Below are 17925 nucleotides of genomic sequence, written 5' to 3'. Positions count from 1 at the left end.
CACGGCCCTTGCTGACTACTGGAGTCCGTTCGTGCACCCCACCCGCAAGGAGATGTCCATGTCACACCGGCTGTCCAGTGTCCGCGCCCGCATCCTGCTGCTTGCCGCCTGCGGCATCGTGGCCACAGGCCTGGTGGCGGCCATCGCCCTGCACGCCATGAGCGCCATCCGCGCGGACTTCACCCGGGTGACCCAGCACAGCCTGGCGGGCAAGGTCGCCACGCTGTCCATCGGCAAGGATCTGAACTACGTCAGCCGCCTTACCCGCAACATCATGCTGGGCAGCAACCTGGAAAAGGACCTGGCCGGGCTGGAGCACACCGCCGCCTCCATCCGCGAGGGCTTCCGCGCCCTGAACCGCGCCGCCGACAACGACGAGGTCCGGCGCAAGGTGGCCGAGGCCGAGGATTCCACCATGCAGTTCGTGGAGGACGGCATGGTCTTCGTGCGGGGGCTTGCCAAGCTGCCCCCGGCGGAACGGCACCAGCGCTACCCCCAGTACCAGGCGTCCGCAACGCCGCTGGCCGAGGCCTCGCGCAAGCATTTCGACGCGCTGGTGACCCACGCCGATGCCTCGTACGCCGAAAGCCTGGCCCGCTTCGAGCATGACCTGGCCGCCGGGCGCACCCAGGTGCTGCTGCTGTCCGCCGGAGTGGTGGCCGCCTTGCTGCTGCTTGGCTGGGCCATCGTGCGGGCCATCGTGCGCCCGCTGGACCGGGCCACCGCCTACGCCCGCGCCGTGGAAGGGGGCCGCTACGACGATCTTGCCGAGGACGAGGCCCGCGCCTTTTCCGGCGAGGTGGGCACCCTTGTGGGCGCCATGCGGGCCATGGTGGCCCAGATCCGCCAACGCATCGGCTTTGCCCAGGGGGTGCTGCGCAGCCTGCCGGTGCCCTGCGTCATCCTGAACACCGACGGCACGGTGCAATGGGCCAACGACTCCCTGGCCGCGCTGTCGGGACGAGGCGGCACCGGTGCGTCACTGGTGGGGCAGCCCGGAGCGCGCGCCCTGCCCACCCCGCATGCCGCCGCCATCTGTGACGACGCCCTGCGCCGCAACCAATTGCGCCGGGCCGACCTGCCCCTGGACGACGAGGGCGAGCGCGGCGCGGACATGACCGCCTGCCCCGTGCACGACCTGGACGGCAACCCTCTGGGGGTCATGGCCTGTCTGGTGGACGTTTCCGAACTGCGCCGCCAGCAACGGCTGGTCATGGAACGCAACGAGGCCCTGGCCGAGGCCGCCGACAACGCGGGCCGGGTAGGCGGCGACGTGGTGGACGCCGCGCGCCGGGTGGACGAGAGCGTGCGCGAATCGCTGCGCCGGTCGGACATGCAGCAGGCCCGCACCGCCGAGGTTTCCGTGGCCGTGGAACAGATGAACGCCACCGTGGCCGAGGTGGCGCGCGGGGCCACCGATGCGGCCGGGTCCGCCGACGAGGCCCTGCGCCGCGCCGCCGAAGGACGCGAGGTGGTGCAGCGGGCCGTGGCCGCCATTGCCGAGGTGGACGAGACGGCCCGCAACCTGCGCGCCGAAATGGGCGACCTGGCGGGCAAGGCCGAGGGCATCGGACGCATTGCCGGGGTCATCAGCGACATCGCGGACCAGACCAACCTGCTGGCGCTCAACGCCGCCATCGAGGCGGCCCGCGCCGGTGACGCCGGGCGCGGATTTGCCGTGGTGGCCGACGAGGTGCGCAAGCTGGCCGAAAAGACCATGACCGCCACCCGCGAGGTGGAGGAATTCGTGCGGGCCATCCGGGAAAGTTCCGGTCGCAGCGTGCGCGCCACGGAAGAAACCACGGCCATCGTGGGACGGGCCACGCAACTGGCCTCGGGCGCGGGCGAGGCACTGGCGGCCATCCACCACATCGCCACGGACACGGCGGACCGGGTGCGGGCCATCGCCACGGCCAGCGAGCAGCAGTCCGCCGCCAGTGAGCAGATCGCCCGGTCCACCACCGAGATTCGCGGTGCCGCCGACGAAACCGGGGCAGCCCTGCGCGGCATCGGGGCCGCCATGGACGACGTGCGCCGCATGAGCGCGGATTTGGCGGCCATTGTCGCCGCCATGCAGAACTGACGCAGAACTCCGCTTCACCAAAACCAGAAACTGCCGACGGGCATGGCGGGCCGTGCGCCAACGGTCCACCTCCCTGGGTGTGGAGCCCCCGCTCCGCGCGCACGGTCCGTGCGCCCCATGCCCGCCCCCTGCGGGGGCCCCGTGCGACGCGGGGCCCCCGCTTCCGTTTGCGCCGTCCCGCTACGCGAGCGGGGCGTTGCACCATGCTGCATGGTTGTTCACACAACCTTGCCGCGCGCAACCTGCCGCCCCTTTTCAGATTCCCGTGGCGCATGTACAGTGCGGGGTGAAAGGCACGGCTCCGGGCGCACGGGCGCGGCCACGCCGAACAGATTCCGGCTGGCAGATTACGGCTGACTGATTACGGCTGGCGGATTCCGGTTGCCGGGGGCCGCCTGGGCTTTCCCGTACGGTCCGCCCACGGCCTTCCCGGCCAGCACAACGGCAGCACTCCGGCGCCCACGGCCCCTCACGGTCCCCGCAGCCCCCGGGCGGTTACCGCACTCACACCACGGTCACGCCACGGTTACACCACGATCGCATATGACGCGCCTGAACACCCTGCTCGCCCACCCCGACCCGGAAGTGCGCCAACGCCTGCGCCGCATGCTGGCGTCCGTGCCCTTCCTGCGCGTGCTGGGCGAGGCCGTGGACGGCGAGGAGGCCTGGGCCCTGCTCGACGCCCTGCCCTACGGGGTGTTCTTCACCGGCGTGGACCTTGGCGGCGAAACCTCGGGTATGGAACTGGCCCGCCGCCTGCTGGGCCGCCGCGACCGCCCGGCGCTGGTGTTCATTGCCGGGGACGAGAAGCTGGCCTTCGAGGCCTTCGATCTGGACGCCACCGACTACCTCATCTTTCCCTGCCCGGACGAACGCTTTCAGCGCACCGTGGGACGGCTGGACCAGTTCCGCGCCAACTTCCGGCTGGCCCCGGAACCGGCGGCCCGCTGGCGCGAACCGCATCAGGCCCAGCCCCCCCAGCAGCCGCAGGCCGACCAGCCCGCGCCGCAGCCTGCGGGCGGTCCCGCACCATCGCAGGCCACCCCGGCCCTTGCTGCCCCGTCAGCCGTGCGCGCGGCCATCGCTTCCGGCGACATCGAACCGCTGGGCAGTTGGCAGGACGGCTGGCACGAAGAATGGCGCGATGACGGGCATGCCCCCGGCAATCCGGAGGACGGCCCCCCGGTCCAGACCCTGCAACTGGCGCTGGGCGACGAAGAACAGGACAGCTTTCTTTCGGCCCTGGGGTCCGCGTGGGACTACACCAGCCGCTTCCGCCCGGTGGAAATCGGCAAGCTGGCCATCACCCAGGACGGCACCACCATTCTGGTGCCGTACAACGAAATCGTCTTCGTGGAAGCCTACGAGGACTACAGCTACGTGCACACCTCCACCGACAAGTACCTGACCTCGTACCGGCTGAAGGTGCTGGAAGGCAGACTGCGCCCGCACCGCTTCTTCCGCGTGCACCGCAAGTACCTGGTGAACCTGGACATGGTGACGGAAATTGCCTCGGTGCCGGGCGGCAACTGCATGCTGCGCACCATGGGCCGCACCCGCATCGAACTGCCCATCAGCCGCAGGCGGCTGGGCGAACTGAAAGAGATACTGGGGCTTTAGCATGCCGCGCCGCAAACATTCCGCACAGCCTCCCGCAGTGCCGGGCACCCCGGCCCACACCGCGCCCGGCATCGGTCCCGACGTGCTGCCCGACGTTGCTTCCGGCGCGCCGACAGAACACACCGCGCAGACCGGCCTGCCTGTCCTGCCCGGTCTGCCTGTCCTGCCTGTCCTGCCCGACCTGCCCGACCGGCCCGACCTGCCCGACCGGCCCGCAAGGGATATGCCCTTTACCGGCGGCACCATAGACGCCCTGCTGCGCGAGGAACGCGTGTTCCGCCCCCTGCCCCAGGTGGTGGCCGGGGCTGTGGTCAATCCGCAGGACGTGGCCCGCGCCCGCGCCCGCGCCGCCGCCGACCCCGACGGCTACTGGGAAGAGGCGGCGGAAGAACTGGAGTGGTTCCGCCGCTGGGACGCAGTGCACGACGGCAGCAACGCCCCCTTCCACCGCTGGTTCACCGGCGCGCGCTGCAACATCGTGCACAACGCGCTGGACCGGCACATCGAAACCGGCACCAAGAACCGCCTGGCCCTGATCTGGGAAGGCGAATCCGGCGACACGCGCAGCTTCACCTACTATCAGCTATACCGCGAGGTGAACCGCCTGGCCAACGCGCTGCGCGGCCTGGGCGTGGGCAAGGGCGACCGGGTGATCATCTACATGCCGCCCCTGCCGGAAACGGTGTTCGCCATGCTGGCCGCCGCCAAGATCGGCGCGGTGCATTCCACGGTGTTCGGCGGCTTTTCCGCCCGTTCGCTGCGCGACCGCATGGAGGACGCCCGCCCCGCCGTCATCGTCACGGTGGACGGCTTCTACCGCAATGGCCGGGTCATCCCGCTGAAACCCATTGCCGACGAGGCCGTGGCCACCCTGCCGCCCGACCTTGCCGCCGGGGTGCGCCACATGGTGGTGGTGCACCGCGCCCACGTGGAAACCCCCATGACCGAAGGGCGCGACATCTGGTACCACGATGCCGTGCGCGGCCAGCACCACGAGGCGCTTACCGAAATCATGGACAGCACCGACCCGCTGTTCCTGCTGTACACCTCCGGCACCACGGGCAAGCCCAAGGGCCACGTGCACGCCCACGGCGGCTACATGGTGGGGGTGCACCGCACCATGCGCTGGGTGTTCGACGTGAAGCCCACGGACATCTTCTGGTGCACGGCGGAACCGGGCTGGATCACCGGGCACAGCTACGTGGTGTACGGGCCGCTCATGGCGGGCACCACCACGGTGCTGTACGAAGGGCACCCCCTGTACCCGGAACCGGGGCGGGTGTGGTCCATGGTGGAACGCCTGGGCATCACCATCCTGTACACCGCGCCCACCCTGGTGCGCATGCTGATGCGCCACGGCGCCCAGCACGTGGCCCGGCACGACCTGACCACCCTGCGCCTGCTGGGCACGGTGGGCGAACCCATCAGCCCGGAAGCGTGGCTGTGGTTCCACCGCCACGTGGGACGCGGGCGCTGCCCGGTGCTGGACACCTGGTGGCAGACGGAGACGGGCATGATCATGCTCAGCCCCCTGCCCGTGTCGCTGCTGAAGCCCGGTTCGGTCACCCGCCCGTTGCCCGGCATCGAGGCCGACGTGGTGGACGAACACGGCAAGCCCGTGGGGCCGGGGCACGGCGGCCTGCTGGTTCTGCAACGCCCATGGCCCGCCATGTCGTGCGGGGTGTACAACGACGACGAAAGCTATCGCCGCCTGTACTGGGAACGCTTTCCCGGCTGGTACTGCACCGGCGACGTGGCCCGCCGCGACGAGGACGGCTACTTCTGGATCCAGGGCCGGGCCGACGACGTGCTGCTCATCGCCGGGCACCGCATCGGCACGGCGGAGATGGAGGCGGCGCTGGCCTCGCACCGCTCGGTGGCGGAATGCGCGGTCATCGGCGTGCCCGACGCCCTGCGCGGCGAGGTGGCCAAGGCCTTCGTGGTGCTGGTGGACGACCACCCGCCGCTGGGCACCATGGTCAATGCCGACGACCTGGCCGCCGAACTGGTGGAACACGTGCGGCGCGAGCTGGGGCCGGTGGCGGTGATCCGCGAGGTGTCCTTCCGCGAGGGGCTGCCCCGCAACCGCAGCGGCAAGATCATGCGCCGGGTACTGCGCAGCGAGGAGTTGGGCAGGGATACGGGGGATTTGTCAACGCTGGAAGACGGCTACGTGTAGATGCCGACAGCACTGGCAGGATGATCTTCCGGCACGCGCGGTCTTCATCTGTTACCAATCCCACGCCTTTTCGACCCCATACCTTCCTTCCGAAACAATACCCCAGCCTATACCCGGCATTTTCCGCCGTCGCTGGCACGGAAAATCGCGCAACGGATCAAACCCGCATCAACAGCCATCTCTAGAAAAATCACGCCAAAGTCTAAAGATTTTCGAACAGGCTTTCACGGACTGAAAAATCGGTCCGCGGTTTCCAGCCATCGGGCATCCGACACCCGGAAAGCCGAAACGCGAACGCCGCCCCATGCCATGGCAGGGGCGGCGTTCGCGTTGTTATGCAGGCTTCGGCGGAAAGGCGCGTGAAGAGGCCGCAAGCCCCGGAGGCCATGCCGGACGGCAGGCGGACGGGTATGCGACGGGCGGGTGTGCGGCTGGCGGCAACGGGACGGACGTGCGGCCAGACGGGCATGCCCGCGCAGGGCTATCCTTCCACCTGCCCCCGCCGCACCTTCAGGATGCGGCCCGCCAGCGGCTCCAGCCAGTCGCGGTCGTGGGAGACCACGATGACCGTGGTGCCGCGCCCGGCCACGGCGCGGGCGGCGTCGGCAATGCGCGCGGCGCTGTCCTCGTCCAGACTGGCCGTGGGTTCGTCCATCAGCAGCACGCGCGGCGAAAAGGCCAGCCGGGCGGCCAGGGCCACGCGCTGGGCCTCGCCCCCGGAAAGTTCGAACCAGCGGCGGCGCAGGAACACGTCCGGGTCCAGGGCCACCAGTTCCAGCGCGCCGCGCACGGCGTCCGCCGTATCGCGCACGCCGCGCATGGTCAGGCCGAAGGCCACGTTCTCGTACACGCTGCGGCGCAGCAGGTAGGGTTCCTGCAGCAGCAGGGTCACCGAGCGGCGCAGGTCCGCCGTGCGCGCGGAGGACAGCGGCCCCACGGCCTCGCCCGCAAAGCGCACCTCGCCCCGACAGGGAGCGTCCAGCAAGGCTAGCAGGCGCAACAGCGTGGACTTGCCGCCGCCATTGGGGCCCACCACCCCGGTGATGCCCCCGGTGGCGATGTCCAGCCGGGGCACGTCGAGCACGGTCCGTTCGCCGTGGCGGCGCACCACGCCCTCCAGCTGATAAAGCGGCACGTGGCAGCGGGTGCAGAGCACGCCGGTACACGGCCCTTCGGTGTGCGGCGCCTCAGGGTGGATTTCCTCGGGACGCGCTTCGCTGGCGGCACCGCCCGCCATGCCACCCGCCACCGCCGCATGTGCATCATCGGCGGGGGTATTATGCTCGCGGCTGCCGGGAGACATCCGGGACACGCCCTTGTCCTCGCGTCCGCTCATCGTCCCGCCCTCCTGCGCAGCCCCGCCAGCAGCAGATTCAGCAGCAGGGCAATGGCCAGCAGCACCAGCCCCAGGGCAATGCCCAGGGCGTAGTCGCCCTTGCCCGTTTCCAGCGCGATGGCCGTGGTGATGGTGCGGGTGTGCCATTTGATGTTGCCCCCCACCATCATGGAAATGCCCACCTCGGACACGATGCGCCCGAAGGCAGCCACCCCCGCCAGCATCAGGTGGTAGCGGGTTTCCCACAGGGTGGCGAAGAGCACCTGGCGCCCGTCGGCCCCCAGGGTGAGCAGGGTCAGGCGCAGGCGCGCGTCGGCCTGTTCCACCGCCAGCGCGGTCATGGCCATGACGATGGGTATCCCCAGCAGCGTCAGGCCCACGGACATGCCGGGAATGGTGAACAGCAGCCCCAGGTCGCCCAGCGGCCCCTGCCGCGACAGCAGCAGGTACACCAGCAGGCCGATGACCACGGTGGGGAAGCACAGTGCCGTATCCACGGCGATGCGCACGGCCCGGCGGCCGGGAAAGTCGTGGTAGCCGATCAGGAAGCCCAGCGGCGCGCCGATGGCAAGGCACGCGGCAATGGACATTCCCGACGCCGCAAGGGTGATCCACACGGCGGAAAAGGTTTCGGCGTCGCCCATGGCCAGCAGGCGCAAGGCGGTGGCAAGGCCGTCGAGCAGATAGTCCATGCGGCTGGGGTCTCCTTGCGGGGAACTCTAAACGCCATCCCCCTCGGCGGGCAACGGGCAAAAGGAGGGGCGGGCAACGGGGCAGCCTGTTGGCGGCCGGTTGCCAAGGGGACGAAGCCGCCGCGCCGGAGCGGGGGCGCCCATGCAAAGGCGGCGGAACGGCACTGCCGCCCCGCCGCCGGGTATCCCTGCGAAGCGGTGCTACTTGCCCGCGTTGGGCGTAAACAGCGGCTTTTCCATCAGCTTGAAGTCGGCGATGCGCTTCTGGGTGGAGGGGCTGGCCATCCACTTGGTGAAGGCGTCGGCCAAGTCAGCCTTGGCCGAGGGGCACTTGGCCGGGTTCACGGTGATGGAGCTGTACTGGTTGAACAGCTTCTGGTCCTTTTCCACCACGATGGCCAGCGGCCCGGCTTCCTTCAGGCCTGCCTCGTACTTGATCCAGGTGCCGCGGTCGGTAAGGGTGTAGCCGCCCTTTTCCGCGCACATGGCGATGGTGCGCATCATGCCCTGCCCGGCTTCCACGTACCATTCCTTGCCTTCGGGCACGCCCGCGCCGGTGTCCTTCCACAGGCGCAGTTCCAGCGCATGGGTGCCGGACTTGTCGCCACGGCTGATGAAGGGGGCCTTGCCGCCGGAGAGCGCCTTCATGGCCTCGGCCACGGTCTTGCCCTTCACGCCCGCGGGGTCGGCCTTGGGGCCCACCATGACGAAATCATTGTACATCAGCTGCACGCGATTGATGCCGAAGCCTTCGCCCACGAACTTGGCCTCGGCCTCGGGATCGTGCACCAGCAGTACGTCCACGTTGCAGCTGCGGCCCATTTCCAGGGCCTTGCCGGTGCCGGTGGCCGTGAACTTGAGCTCGATGCCCGTTTCCTTCTGGAAGGCAGGGGCAAGGTCGTCGAGCAGGCCGGTATCGGCGGTGCTGGTGGTGGTGGCCATCATCAGCACCTTGTCCGCCGCCATGGACTGCGCGGGCAACAGCACGGTGAACAGACAAAGAACAAGAAGCAGACGACGCATGGCATCCTCCGGGTTTGTCGTTGGCGTTGGTCGTTGTCGTTGGGTGTCCGGTCCTTCTCCAATGGGCTTCATTGTTAGCAGCCCAAACAGTCACGAAACAAGCAGAAAACGTGCATAAGGATTGGCACCACCACTCCGAAACAACGACAAGAACAGACCAATCAAAACCTGAAAACACCCATGACGAGCTATCACAACCAAAACAAACATGCTGAAAAAAACAGAACGATATGCGGGCACGGATGCCGGGGCAGCATGTTTTCTCACCAGCCATCACCCGACGACATGCGCCCGGCACCCCGCGCGGTCGCAACCGGACATCTGCCGAAAGGGCGGCAACCCGGGAACCGCAATGGCACGCCCCGCCCCGGAGGTACCGGAGCGGGGCGCTGGGAGTGTCCGTTGTGACATGGCAGGAGGGCGACATGGCCCAGGACGCATGCTGCGGCGGATTCGCCGGTCCGTGGCGTGCGGTTCAGGCCGTGCGGTTCGTGCCGTGCGGTCCGGCAGGCAACGGCTACGAGCCTGCCGCGTCTGCTTCGTTGGCGCTCACGCCTGGCGCATCATCCGGCTCGCCGTCCGGTCCGCCGTCCGGTCCGCCATCCGGTCCGCCATCCGCTCCGTCGGCCAGGCCGAATTCCACGAGCTTGCGGTACACCGTCTGGCGAGAGATCCCCAGCAGTCGTGCCGCGCGGGCCTTGTTGTTCCCGGCCCTGCGCAGGGCGTCGGACAGCAGTTCGGGGGTCAGCCGCAGGCGACGGCCAGCTTCCGCGCCGTAGGGTGCGGGAGCTTCGTCGACCTGGCCGCCATAGCCACTGCCCGCCGGACCTGCCGGCATGGCTGGCGTGGGCAGCGAAGCGGGGCCGCCCGATACCGGCGGTTCGAGGAATGCCGCCTCCCGCCCCCGCACCCCCTCGGCCAGGTGCACGGGGGTACCGTCGGGATAGATGCCGGAATGGTCCGCGCCACCGCCAACGGCTGGCGCCCTGGCGCCCTGGCCGTAAGACGAGGCACCGGTTGGCCAGGTTCCCTGTGGGGGCCGCGCCAGCCCATGTTCCATGCCCCCGTCGCCGATCCGGTCCCCGGCCCGATCCAAGGCTCGCCCCCCGGCCCATGGAAGGCCCGCACCCTGCTGGGGCAGGTCCGTATCGCAGGCGATGCTGCGCAGCACGGGCGCGGCGGTGGCCGCCATGCCCACGGCGGCGCGCACCTCGGGCGGCAGGGCATCCACGTCGATGACATCCCCGCGCGACAGGATGAAGCCGTGCTCCAGCGCGTGGCGCAACTCGCGCACGTTGCCGGGCCAGGAATGCGCCATCAGCGCCTGCAGGGCTACCGGGGTAACCCCGGCCACCCGGCGGTGGAAATGGATGTTGAACTGCTCCACGAAGTGGTCCACCAGCAGGGGGATGTCCGAGCGCCTGTCGCGCAGGGCGGGCAGATGCAGTTCCACCACCCGCAGCCGGTAGTACAGGTCTTCGCGCAGCCTGCCGGAGCGCACCAGGTCGGCCAGGGGCCGGTTGGTGGCGGCGATGACCCGCACGTCCACCTTGACGGTGCGGGTGTCGCCCACCCGCTCGAACTCGCGCTCCTGCAACACCCGCAGCAGCTTGAGCTGCACGGCGGACGAGACGTCGCCGATCTCGTCCAGAAAGATGGTGCCCCCGTGCGCCAACTGGAACCGCCCCACCCTGTCGCGCACGGCTCCGGTAAAGGCCCCCCGCACGTGGCCGAAAAGCTCGCTTTCCAGCAGATGTTCCGACAGCGCCGAGCAGTTCACCTTGACCAGCGGCCCCAGCGCGCGCGGCCCGCCCCGGTGCAGCGCCTCGGCCACCAGTTCCTTGCCGGTGCCCGATTCTCCGGTGATGAGCACGGTGGTGTCGGTCTGGGCCAGTTCGTCCAGCAGGTGGAACAGCTCGGACATGGGCGCGCTGCGACCGATGATCTGGTTCATGCCCGTCCGCTGGCCCAGGGCCTCTTCCAGCCCGGCCAGACGGGTGACGTCGCGCGCCACCAGCAGCGCGCCCAGAAATTCACCCCCCGCTCCCACCAACGGCGCGGCCTCTATCTCGAACACCTGCTCGCGCCCGTCGGTCAGTTGGGCGGAAACCCGGCGCCGCCGCGAAGCCCGGCGCGCCCCCAGGGTTTCGTCCAGCACCGGGCGGAACAACGGCGCGAACAACCCCAGGGCCTCGTCAAAGCGCCTCCCCCCTGCCTGGCGCGCATCACGCGCGCCGCCAGGCAGTTCCCGCGCGGCCAGGTTCATGCGCTGTATCCGCAGGTCGGGCGTCACGGTCACCAGCACGTCGGGCACGGCCTGGAACACCGCTTCCAGATGCACCCGCAGAGTCTCGCGCTCGATAACCAGGGCGCGGCGCTCGTCGTCCAGGGCCTTGTGGCGCAGGGCCGTACGGGCAGCCTGAAGCATCTGCTCCTTGTCCACCGGCTTGGTCAGGTACTGCTCCGCCCCTTCCGCCACCGCCCGCACGGCGGATTCCACGCTGGGCCGCCCGGTCAGCAGGATGACCGGCACGAAGGGGCATCGTTCGCGCACGGTGCGGGCGAAATCCAGCCCGTTCTCGCCGCGCAGGATGATGTCGGTGATGACCAGGTCCGGCGGGCCGCCGTTGGCCGGGTCCAGCGCATGCAGCGCCTCGTCCAGGCTGGCGGCGGTGACCACCACGTGCCCGTCGCGGCGCAGGAAGGCCGAAAGGGTGAAGCGGATGCTCTCCTCGTCGTCAACGAGCAATATCTTCGCCATGGGCGACCTCCCCTTGCCTGCCTGAAACATGCGTGTCTGGCGTGTCTGGCGCAGTTGGCGCCCCCGCGTCGGCTTCAAGGAGGGACTCGGGCGGCGCCTCGGGCAGCACCACCACCGCGCGGCTGCCGGAAACGCCGTCGCTGTCCAGCACCAGCGTGCCGCCGTGGCTCTTGACGATGCCGTAGCTGATGGACAGGCCGAGTCCGGTGCCCTTGCCTTCCGGCTTGGTGGTAAAGAACGGCTCGAACACCCGGTCCAGCACCGCCGGGGCAATGCCCGTGCCCGTATCGGCCACCGTGACGCACACGCACGGCCCGCTCACCGTCAGCCGCCCGCCCCTGCGCCGCGCGGCGCGGCGCTCGGGGATGCATATGCCCCGGCAGCCATCGCCCCCGCCGTCCAGGGACACGCCCTTGCGGGCGGCCTCGCGCTGCGGCCCCAGCGAGGACCGCGCCGCCGTCAGGGTCAGGCGCCTGGGACGCGGGACGGCACCGGGCTCGCCCTGCCCGCCGGTCTCCGCCGCGTTCAGGGCATGGTGGGCATTGGCCAGAAGATTCATGAACACCTGCTGCAATTCGCCGGGGCGGCCCACAACCATCAGCGGCAGGTCGGGCAGATTCAGTTCGATGACCACCCCATCGCCCTCCATGAGGGTGCGGGTCAGGGCCAGGGTGTCGTGCAGCACCTCGCGCAGGTCCACCCGCACGTCGGTGTCGCGCCGGTCGCGCCCGAAGAACAGCAGGTTGCGCACGATGCCCGCGATGCGCTGCCCCTCGCGCAGGATGCGTCCGGCCAGTTCCGGCTGCGGTTCGTGGCGCATGCCGCCCTGTGCCGACACGTCGGCATCGTCCAGCAACAGCTGGGCGCAGTTGATGATACCGTTGATGGGATTGTTGATCTCGTGCGCCACCCCGGCGGCCAGTTCGCCCAGGGCGGCCAGTTGCCCGGCCCGCACGGCCTCGGCCCGCAGGCGGTGCAGTTCGGTCTGGTCTTCCACAACGCCCAGCCCGAACAGGGGCAGGTCGTCGGTGCCCCAGATCACCGTGGAGGTGACGCGGCACAGGCGTATCTCGTCGTCGGGCCTGCGCACCCGCACCTCGAACCTAGCCACCCTGTCGCGCTCCGCCCGGTTGCGCCGCATCTCGTAGGCCAGCGATTCGCGGTATTCCGGCAGCACCAGGTCGAGCACATGCATGCCGCGCATTTCGCTCAGGGTCAGTCCGGTGATGGCGCACAACGCCCGGTTGGCCTCGATGACGTTGCCCGCCGCGCTGGTATGCAGAAGCCCCACGGGCACGTCGTCATAGATGCGCCGCAGCAACCGCTCGTGCCGGCCCAATGCCGCCTCGTGGGCGTGAACCATGCGGTCCTTGCGCTCCAGGGTGGCTTGCAGTTCCTCTTCGGCCCGGCGCTGGGAGGTCACGTCGTGCAGGTACACGGCAATCTGGGCCACCCGGCCTTGCACGTCGAACACGGGCGCCAGGTTGTGGCGCAGCACGCGGCCGCCGTCGTGTTCCTCGAAGTAGCCGCCACGCCCGGTGGCCACGCAGCGCGCAAGCTCCTCGCGGCGTCTGGCGGTCATGCCCGGGGGCATGAGGGCAAACACGCTCTCGCCCACCATGTCCTGCCCATCGCGCCAGGCGTGGCGCGCGGCGGCACTGTTGTGGGCCACGATGGTGCCGTCCGGCTCCATCAGAAAGGCCGCCCCTGGCGCGGCGTCCAGCAGCGCGCGGCGGGTTTCGCCTACCTCGCGCAGGGCACGGCGGGCGGTGACGGCCTCGGTGATTTCCACCCCCACCAGCAGCACCCGGCACATGATGCCACTGCCCGGCAGCCCGCGCCCCGCCAGGGTGATGTTGAACCAGCGATCGCCCGCGTGCCCGCTGACGGCCAGTTCGCCGGTCACGCGCTGCTCGCCGGCAAAGGCCCGGGCCAGCAGGGGGGACAACTGCGCGGAAACTTCCGGGGGCACCAGCCCCTCCAGCCGGTGGCCGCGCGCCTCCATGCGCCAGACGCCGAACAGCGATTCGAACCCCCGGTTGACCATGCGCACCCGCCCGTCCGCGTCGATGCACAACGCCAGCACGGGCACCGCGTCCAGCAGCATGTCCGGGGTTTCCGGGTCGGCATCCAGGGGCAGCAGGCGCGCCTCGGCCTTGCGCAACCGGTGGCGCAGCACGGCCAACTCGGCGCGCAGGCGTTGCAGTTCTTCTTCGGGGGGCTGGACGGAGGTTTGCGCGGTGGGCCGGGAGAACAGTTCCGGTTGGGGGGCGTTCTGCCGCACAGGCATGCCTCCATCTGCCCGCTGCCCGGCCTGATCGGCTCTGGCGGGACAGGATGAGGGGGCGAAACCGGCGGACGCAGGCGATTCCCCCGCTCCGGGCAATTCCGGGGGCGCGCCCCCGGTGCCGGGAGCCGTGCCGGTACGGGAAACGGCGCGCTTGGGCATGGTCTACTTGCTCACCCACAGGGAAAAACGGTTCACCCGGTCGTGCAGCCGTTCACTGACGCTGCGCCCGAACATGCGGCGCATCAGGGTATCCGGCAGGGCCGTGCGGCGGCCCACCGCCACCACGGCGTACCTGTCCTGCTCGGCCACGCGCAGGATGGCTTCCGCCTTGTCGGCCCGGCCTGTGCAGTCGCAGGCGTCCAGCATCAGCACGCGCACCCGCGACGCGTCCACGCCGTTGGCCAGCACGGCCTCTCGCGCGGCGGCGATGGCTTCTTCGCCGGAAAGCGACGCGTCGTCGACACCGCCTTCTCCCTGCCCGTGATGGTCGGCCCGGCCCGGCCCGTTGCCCGGCTCCCTGCAATGCAGCAGGGTCACGGCATGATCCTCGGCGCCGGGGGCGGCCAGCATGAACCCCACATGGTCGGCCATGCGCAGGTTTTCGCCGGATCCGTCCACGCACAGCAGCACGTTGGACAGGTCCGGTTCCGGCTGATGGCACACCCACAGGGGAAAGGCGATCTCTTCACCCAGCAGCCCGCGCGAGACGCTGGTGGTGTAGGTCTGTTCCAGCCAGCCCAGGTACCGGCGGCCCGACACCACCGCGTCGTACAGCCCCTTGTGGGCTTCCTCGACGATGTCGCGCACCACGCCGAACTGGCGGGGCACCGCGCGCGTCTCCACGTGCTCCGGCACAAAGCCGTGCTCCACCGCCCAGCGGCGCGCCCTGGCCAGTTGCTCCAGTCCCTGGCGCATCTGCGCGTCGGACAGGATCACCTCGCCGGGGCCGGAGGCGTAGGCGTCGGGCACCACGTAGAACAACGTCAGTCGCAGGGCCGCCTTGCGGCGAAAGAACCCGGCCACGAAGCGCAGGTTCCACGATTCGCCGCCGTCTCCCCCCATGGTCAGCAGCAGGTGGCGCTCCATGGCGGGCCTACTGGAACAGGTAGCCGTAGCGGACGGAAATGCCGTCGGTGCGCTCGGCGATGTGCGCCACCAGGTCTTCCACGCTTTCCGCCGTCACCACGCCCACCTCGCGGGCCAGGTAGTGGCGCAGGGTGCCTTCGCTCTGCGAGAACACCCAGACCACGGAGTAGGCCGAGCCCACCGAGGGGCGCGACGGGAATTCCGGCGTGGTGGAAAGCAGCACGCGGATCTTGGGGGCATCCTTTTCGGACAGCACGAACAACGAACTGGAGTTGAAGGTATCCTTCAGGCGAAAGGCCAGGCGCGCGCCCAGGCTGTCGGTGCCCTCCAGTTCCACGGCCACCTGCACGGCCCGGTCCACATGGGGGGCGGGCTTGTCGGCCACGGCCTTGGGAGCGGCCTCGGCGGCCAGCGCGAAACCGCCCCCCGTGATTCCGGAAAGCGGCGGGAATTGGGGCAACAGTGCGGCAGCGATCAGGAACAGCGAAACGGACAGCAGCAGGGGCGCCCATGGGCGCGGCTTCGATGCGGGCGTACGGAGCGGGAACGGGCGCGACATGACACAACCTCCTTGCGGTTCACGGATCGTTCCACAAGGGTAGTCGCTGCCGGACCATTTAGCAAGACGCGCCCCGCGCGGGAACCCGCATGAACAGTGTCGCCACCAGCGAACACCCGGCCAGCGCGGCCCCCAGATAAAACGGAATGCGAAAGTCCATCATCCACAACATGCCGCCCACGACGGGCACCACCACCGCCGCAACGTGGTTCACCGCCACGCTCACGGCCATGCTGGGGGCGATGTCCGCCGGGTCGGCTATCTTCTGGAAGTAGGTGCGCACGGCCACGATGAAGTTGAAGAATATCTGGTCCAGCACGTACAGCAGGCCCACCAGCCAGCGGTCCTCCACCACGGTGTAGGCCAGGCAGATGCCCGCCAGCGACAGGCATTCCATCACCAGCAGCCTGCGTTCGCCCACGGCGTTGATGGCCTTGCCGATGAGCGGGTTGAGAAACCAGTTCACCGCGTTGTTCAGCATGAAGAACAGCGTCATCTCGCGCACGCCGAATTCGAACCGCTCCACCAGCAGAAAGGCCGAAAACACGATGAAAATCTGCCGCCGCGCCCCGCCCAGCAGGGTAAGCAGGTAAAACAGCCAGTAGCGCTTGCGCATGACCATGCCCCGCCGCTGCACCGGCAGGCCCCGGGCGCGCGGGTCCTGCGTCAGGGCCCACAGCCCGGCCAGCACCGCCAGCCCGCCCGAGATGGCGAACAGGCCGGAAAAGGGCAGCACCCCGGCGGCCAGAAAGATCACCGCGCCGATGGCCAGATTGCCCCCGGCGTTGAGCCCGCGCAGCCGCCCGATGATCAGCGGCGCGGTGCGCACGTCGAAGTATTGCAGGATCAGCGACTGGTTGGTGGTCTCGAAGTAGTGGAACCCGAAGGACATGAGCATGGTGGTGAACACGATGCCCCCGAACGACGGAAAGAACCCGGCGGCCAGCACGCCCGCGCCCAGCATGATTACCGAAAGCGCGGCCAGGCGGTGTTCGCGCAGCACCAGCAACAGCAGGATGACCCCGATGGACAGCAGGCCCGGCACCTCGCGCAGCGACTGCACAAGGCCGTTCTGCGCGCCGGTAAGCCCCGCCTCGTGCACGGCGAAGTTGGTGTAGAGCGTGCTCCACCCCTGATACCCCACGGCGTTGGCCAGAGTGAGCACCAGCAGGAAGATGTACATGGGCCTGTTGGGAATGGTGGGCAGATCGGGAACGCGCTGCACGCGATACTCCTGCGGGCGCACGCGGAAAACGCCGCGCCGGATGGGGGACGGGAAGGGGGCATGGAGCGGGTCGGGAACCCGCGCACGGCGCAGATGCCGGAAGGCGTGCCCTACCTCCGCGCGCGAGCACTGTCAACGAGGGGAGCACGCACTTCGCCCAGGCACGACCACGTGCGGCCAGTTGCGACCAGTTGCGACCAGTTGCGGCCAGTCGAGACCCGTTGTGACCGGACATGCGCGCGGACGGGGGGGCCGCCCGAACCGATGGAACGGACCGATGCAGCGGGCCAATGGAACGGGCGGCGGAACGGACCGGCGCGGTGAAAGGACACCAACCGGGAACGGCAGGCAAGGAGTGAAGACCGGGAGATATGCGCAGCGGCAGGCGGGGGTTACAGGTCGCCGAACACCTCGGCCTCGAACCAGTACAGTTCGGTGCGCCCGTCCTGCCACGCATCACGCCATGTGTCGGGCGGCAGCCCCGCCTTGCGGCAGGTATGGGCCAGAAAGGTCTCGCGGTCCCAGCCCCATTCCACCGGCACCTGCGGCAGCAGCACCCCGGAACGATAGCCCTGCCGGACCAGCAGCCCATGCCGCCCCACCCGCACGAGGGACGGGTCCGGGCAGCGGGTAAGCGGGCCGAGCACGGAAATGTCCAGTTCCAGCGCGGATGCCTCGGCAGCGGTCACCGGCGGAAAGCGCGGGTCTTCGAAGGCCGCGGCGCGGGCCATGCGGGCCACGGTGAGATACAACGGTCCGTCGCCGACCATGGAGCCGATGCAGCCGCGCAGGTGGCCGTCCTTCTTGAAGGTGACGAAGGCCCCCAGGGAACGGTGCAACACGCCGGGGGGCGGCGCGGGCACCCCGGAGACATCCGGGCCGGTCGCTTCCTCGTCCCCGTCCGGCATGGTCCCTGCTTCCGCCAGTCGGTGCAGCACGGCCCAGCGGGCCAGGTCGAGCAGCCACGCCCGTTCGTCGGCGGACAGTTCCAGCCGGAACGCACCGGGATCGGCGTCAGGCGAGTTTGGCACGTGCGTCGCATCGGTGGGGTCATGGGGCGCGGACATGGGA

General features: G+C 69.6%; 12 protein-coding genes. 3 read left to right on the top strand and 9 right to left on the bottom strand.

Translation table 11 applies throughout. The annotated features are described in order from the left end of the window. Positions 1-58 precede the first annotated feature (58 nt). The 3 genes from K6142_RS02700 to acs all read left to right on the top strand — a co-directional run bounded on the left by K6142_RS02700 (position 59) and on the right by acs (position 5882). On the top strand, positions 59-2083 hold the full coding sequence (locus K6142_RS02700; RefSeq protein WP_190245493.1) for a methyl-accepting chemotaxis protein: 2025 nt from the start codon (positions 59-61) through the stop codon (positions 2081-2083). 543 nt (positions 2084-2626) lie between these two features. After that, positions 2627-3703 carry a LytR/AlgR family response regulator transcription factor gene (locus tag K6142_RS02695; protein WP_190245494.1) on the top strand — a complete coding sequence of 359 codons (1077 nt, stop codon included), beginning with the start codon at positions 2627-2629 and terminating at the stop codon, positions 3701-3703. A 223-nt stretch (positions 3704-3926) separates the two neighbouring features. Then, on the top strand, positions 3927-5882 hold the full coding sequence (gene acs, locus K6142_RS02690; protein WP_190245495.1) for an acetate--CoA ligase: 1956 nt from the start codon (positions 3927-3929) through the stop codon (positions 5880-5882). Positions 5883-6363: 481 nt separating this feature from the next. Here the strand turns inward: acs and K6142_RS02685 are convergent, their stop codons facing one another. The 9 genes from K6142_RS02685 to amrA form a co-directional block, all read right to left on the bottom strand. Continuing rightward, on the bottom strand, positions 6364-7218 hold the full coding sequence (locus K6142_RS02685; RefSeq protein WP_223380742.1) for an ATP-binding cassette domain-containing protein: 855 nt from the start codon (positions 7216-7218) through the stop codon (positions 6364-6366). Continuing rightward, entirely contained in the window at positions 7215-7910 is a 696-nt protein-coding gene (locus tag K6142_RS02680) for an ABC transporter permease (RefSeq protein ID WP_015946406.1), read from the bottom strand. The genes K6142_RS02685 and K6142_RS02680 overlap by 4 nt, the downstream gene beginning before the upstream one ends. Positions 7911-8111: 201 nt before the next feature. After that, the gene (locus tag K6142_RS02675) at positions 8112-8933 is read right to left on the bottom strand and encodes a substrate-binding domain-containing protein (RefSeq protein ID WP_015946405.1); all 822 of its coding nucleotides are present in this window, start codon (positions 8931-8933) and stop codon (positions 8112-8114) included. A gap of 517 nt (positions 8934-9450) precedes the next feature. Continuing rightward, the gene (locus K6142_RS02670; protein WP_190244025.1) at positions 9451-11694 is read right to left on the bottom strand and encodes a sigma 54-interacting transcriptional regulator; all 2244 of its coding nucleotides are present in this window, start codon (positions 11692-11694) and stop codon (positions 9451-9453) included. After that, a complete protein-coding gene (locus tag K6142_RS02665) occupies positions 11672-14143 on the bottom strand; it encodes a PAS domain-containing protein (protein ID WP_190244026.1) in 2472 nt (823 codons plus the stop codon). The genes K6142_RS02670 and K6142_RS02665 overlap by 23 nt, the downstream gene beginning before the upstream one ends. A gap of 3 nt (positions 14144-14146) precedes the next feature. Beyond that, positions 14147-15070, bottom strand: a complete 924-nt coding sequence (locus K6142_RS02660; protein ID WP_190244027.1) for a universal stress protein — start codon at positions 15068-15070, stop codon at positions 14147-14149. A gap of 7 nt (positions 15071-15077) precedes the next feature. Further along, positions 15078-15629 (bottom strand): hypothetical protein, encoded by a 552-nt coding sequence (locus K6142_RS02655; protein ID WP_190244028.1) that lies wholly within the window; start codon positions 15627-15629, stop codon positions 15078-15080. A 58-nt stretch (positions 15630-15687) separates the two neighbouring features. Continuing rightward, positions 15688-16854 (bottom strand): MFS transporter, encoded by a 1167-nt coding sequence (locus K6142_RS02650; protein WP_190244029.1) that lies wholly within the window; start codon positions 16852-16854, stop codon positions 15688-15690. Between the two features lie 392 nt (positions 16855-17246). Further along, a complete protein-coding gene (amrA, locus tag K6142_RS02645; protein ID WP_190244030.1) occupies positions 17247-17921 on the bottom strand; it encodes an AmmeMemoRadiSam system protein A in 675 nt (224 codons plus the stop codon). Between the last annotated feature and the right edge of the window lie 4 nt (positions 17922-17925).

It is taken from the genome of Nitratidesulfovibrio sp. SRB-5 (assembly GCF_019931275.1).
In the GTDB taxonomy this organism is placed as follows: Bacteria; Desulfobacterota; Desulfovibrionia; order Desulfovibrionales; family Desulfovibrionaceae; genus Cupidesulfovibrio.
The sequence above is the reverse complement of the archived record's forward strand: the minus strand, read 5'-3'. Positions and strand labels throughout refer to the sequence as shown.